The sequence below is a fragment of the Bradyrhizobium sp. ORS 375 genome (assembly GCF_000239775.1).
Lineage (GTDB): Bacteria > Pseudomonadota > Alphaproteobacteria > Rhizobiales > Xanthobacteraceae > Bradyrhizobium.
In genome coordinates, this window is sequence record NZ_CAFI01000368.1 from 1 (window position 1) to 2684 (window position 2684).

The window sequence follows — 2684 nt, forward strand, 5'->3', positions numbered from 1 at the left end:
GCGCGCGCGTCGCGGGCCCGCGTCGATGCGCTCGAATATGCGGCCGGCGGCACCGGGGAGCGCTTCCGCTTCGGCGTCGCGCTGCATGTCGGACGGCTGCTCTATGGCAATATCGGCGGCGGCAACCGGCTGGACTTCACCTGCATCGGCCCCGCCGTCAATCTTGCCGCTCGGCTGGAGAAGATCGCAGCCAGGCTGAAGCGCACGGTCATCGCGTCAGAGGCTTTTGCCGCCGCCTGCTCCGAGCCGGCCGCCGATCTCTGGACCGATCTCGGCCAATTTCCGATCGCCGGCCTCTCGACGGAGCAGCGCGTGTTCGGGCTGCGCGAGGAGGGCGATTAGTTCGCCGCCTTACTCCTCCGGCTCGGTGGTGAACAGCAGCGGATAGCCCTTGGCGCGGCCGGCATCGGTCGCGCGCGTCGCCTTGGTCTCGGCGACGTCCTTGGTGAACACGGCAACCACGCAGACGCCGAGCTTATGGGCCGTGATCATCACCTTGTAGGCCTGGTCCTCGGTCATGCGGAATTCCGCCTTCAGGATCATCACGACGAAGTCGCGCGGCGTGAAGTCGTCATTCACAAGGATGACCTTGTAGAGCCGCGGGCGCTCGACCTTGGTGCGGACCTTGGTCTTCGGCTTGGTGACGGAGTCGTTCATGCAGCGCGCGCCCGTGTGTTCCTGATGCGGCGGAGACGCCACAATACAGCCTCTCGCCGCTCCGGGAAACCACGGGCTGCACGGCTCTGGTCGCAGGGCGCACGCGGCGTCGGCGCCGAGCAGGCTCCGGACAACACCGGAGACTAACTGGAATGTGAAGGGATCAGCGCGTTCCCGCTTTGCTCTCCGGGGATTGCATGTCACCATCATCCGACGCGATTGGAGGGCAGCTGATGCGCTGGTGGATCTCGGTCGGGGTGGCGTGCGTGGCGGGCGCCTTGGCTGGCGGCGATGTCGCCAGCGTCGTGGCGGCGCCCAGGGCTCAGCCGGCGCAGCAGCTGAGCGAGAAAGAGGCATCCGTCGACGTCGAGCTGATCCTTGCGGTCGACGTCTCCTACTCGATGGACCTGGACGAGCTCGCGATCCAGCGCGAGGGCTATGCCCAGGCGCTCAGCTCACGCGAGTTCCTGCAGGCGCTGAAGAACGGCGTGCATGGGCGCATTGCCGTGACCTATTTCGAATGGGCCGCCGCCAGCGACCAGAAGATCATCATTCCCTGGCGCGTGATCGATGGGCCGGAAAGCGCCGACGCCGTCGCCGCCGAGATCATGAAGACGCCGATCCGAAGAGCGTCGCGCACCTCGATCTCCGGCGCGATCTACTTCGCGATGCCGCTGTTCGACGACAATCCCTATCGCGGGCTGCGCCGCGTGATCGACATCTCCGGCGACGGCCCCAACAACAACGGTCCGTCTCCGGTGACGATGGCGCGCGACGAGGCGGTCAGCAGGGGCATCACGATCAACGGCCTGCCGATCATGGTCAAGGAGCCGTCCTACTCGACGATGGATATCGAGAACCTCGATCTCTACTACAAGGATTGCGTCACCGGCGGCCGTGGTTCGTTCGTGGTCACGATCAAGAGCCGTGACGAGTTCAAGGAGGCGATCCGCACCAAGCTCCTGATGGAGGTCGCCGGACGCCAGCCGCCGCCACGCATCGTGCCGGTCGCCGACGACGGCAACAAGGAGCCGCGGGTATCGTGCCTGATCGGCGAGAAGATCTGGCAGGATCGCTGGGGGCGGTGACGCCGGGCTGTGCCGCTGGCTTGAAGCCGGGGGGCGATGCCGAACGCTTCACGCCGCGGCGAACTCCCCGCGGCCTGTTCTGGATTGCCGATAAATTTCGCACACCCTTCGAACGGGGAGTGGACGCAAGCGCCGGTATGTCGGTCTTGTGTGGATAACATCTGTTAGTCGCCGGTCTGCCGAATCTGTGACCGCTTGGCCACACATTGCGCAAAAACCAGGAGTTGCAGCGCTCCAAAAATCTCTTTGCCACCGTGCCGCCGCGATTGCGCCGCGACCATGAAGCGGTTGAGGCGGAGGCGCACAGAACATGCGTATCATCGACCGGACAGAAGGTCCCGAGCGGCGTCCAGCTCTGGTTTCTCGGGGACAGGGGGGCATCCGAGGGCTTGGCCGTCAGAGCCTGAGGCTCACGCTGGTGTGCGCGGCCGCGGCCTCGCTGGCCGCCTGCGCGCAATCCTCCGCGGTCCGGCAGGCGCGCCTGACGGCACCCGCCAAGCAGGCTGCGGTCGAATTCCAGCCTCAGGTCCAGCGGGCGGCTACGGCGCCGGAATCGGTGGTTCGCGTCCGCCACGCCGAGATCAGCCCGCCGCCGGCACACGCCGCGTCGTCCGGTCTTGCCAGCTATTACTCCGAGGGCCGCAAGACCGCGAGCGGCGAGCGCTTCGATCCGTCGGAGCTGACCGCCGCGCATCGCAGCCTGCCGTTCGGCACCCGTCTCCAGGTCACCAACGTCAGGACCGGCCGCTCCGTGGTGGTCCGCGTCAACGATCGTGGCCCGTTCGTGCAGGGACGCGTGGTGGATGTGTCCTACTCCGCCGCGCAGGCGCTCGGCATGATCAACACCGGCGTCGCCCCGGTGAAGGTCAGCGTGGTGAGGTAGCACTCTCCTCCGTCATTGCGAGCGCAGCGAAGCAATCCAGAGTCCTTGCTGAGCCC

Annotated in this window: 4 protein-coding genes; 3 read left to right on the forward strand and 1 reads right to left on the reverse strand. The window is 66.5% G+C overall.

The window, feature by feature from the left end; genetic code table 11:
- The coding region (locus tag BRAO375_RS25590; protein WP_035642175.1) for an adenylate/guanylate cyclase domain-containing protein at positions 1 to 342 on the forward strand (342 nt) is incomplete at its 5' end.
- 9 nt (positions 343 to 351) lie between these two features.
- Here BRAO375_RS25590 and clpS read toward each other — a convergent pair.
- Positions 352 to 657, reverse strand: a complete 306-nt coding sequence (gene clpS, locus BRAO375_RS25595) for an ATP-dependent Clp protease adapter ClpS (RefSeq protein WP_035642178.1) — start codon at positions 655 to 657, stop codon at positions 352 to 354.
- A gap of 233 nt (positions 658 to 890) precedes the next feature.
- On the opposite strand from clpS, the gene BRAO375_RS25600 reads away from it, so the two are divergent.
- Entirely contained in the window at positions 891 to 1745 is an 855-nt protein-coding gene (locus BRAO375_RS25600; protein ID WP_035642179.1) for a DUF1194 domain-containing protein, read from the forward strand.
- Between the two features lie 310 nt (positions 1746 to 2055).
- A complete protein-coding gene (locus tag BRAO375_RS25605) occupies positions 2056 to 2628 on the forward strand; it encodes a septal ring lytic transglycosylase RlpA family protein (RefSeq protein ID WP_009030348.1) in 573 nt (190 codons plus the stop codon).
- Positions 2629 to 2684 lie beyond the last annotated feature (56 nt).

Coding starts and splice junctions, on each gene's coding strand:
- clpS (WP_035642178.1), bottom strand. CDS start 657: ATGAACGACTCCGTCACCAAGCCGAAGACCAAGGTCCGCACCAAGGTC.
- BRAO375_RS25600 (WP_035642179.1), top strand. CDS start 891: ATGCGCTGGTGGATCTCGGTCGGGGTGGCGTGCGTGGCGGGCGCCTTG.
- BRAO375_RS25605 (WP_009030348.1), top strand. CDS start 2,056: ATGCGTATCATCGACCGGACAGAAGGTCCCGAGCGGCGTCCAGCTCTG.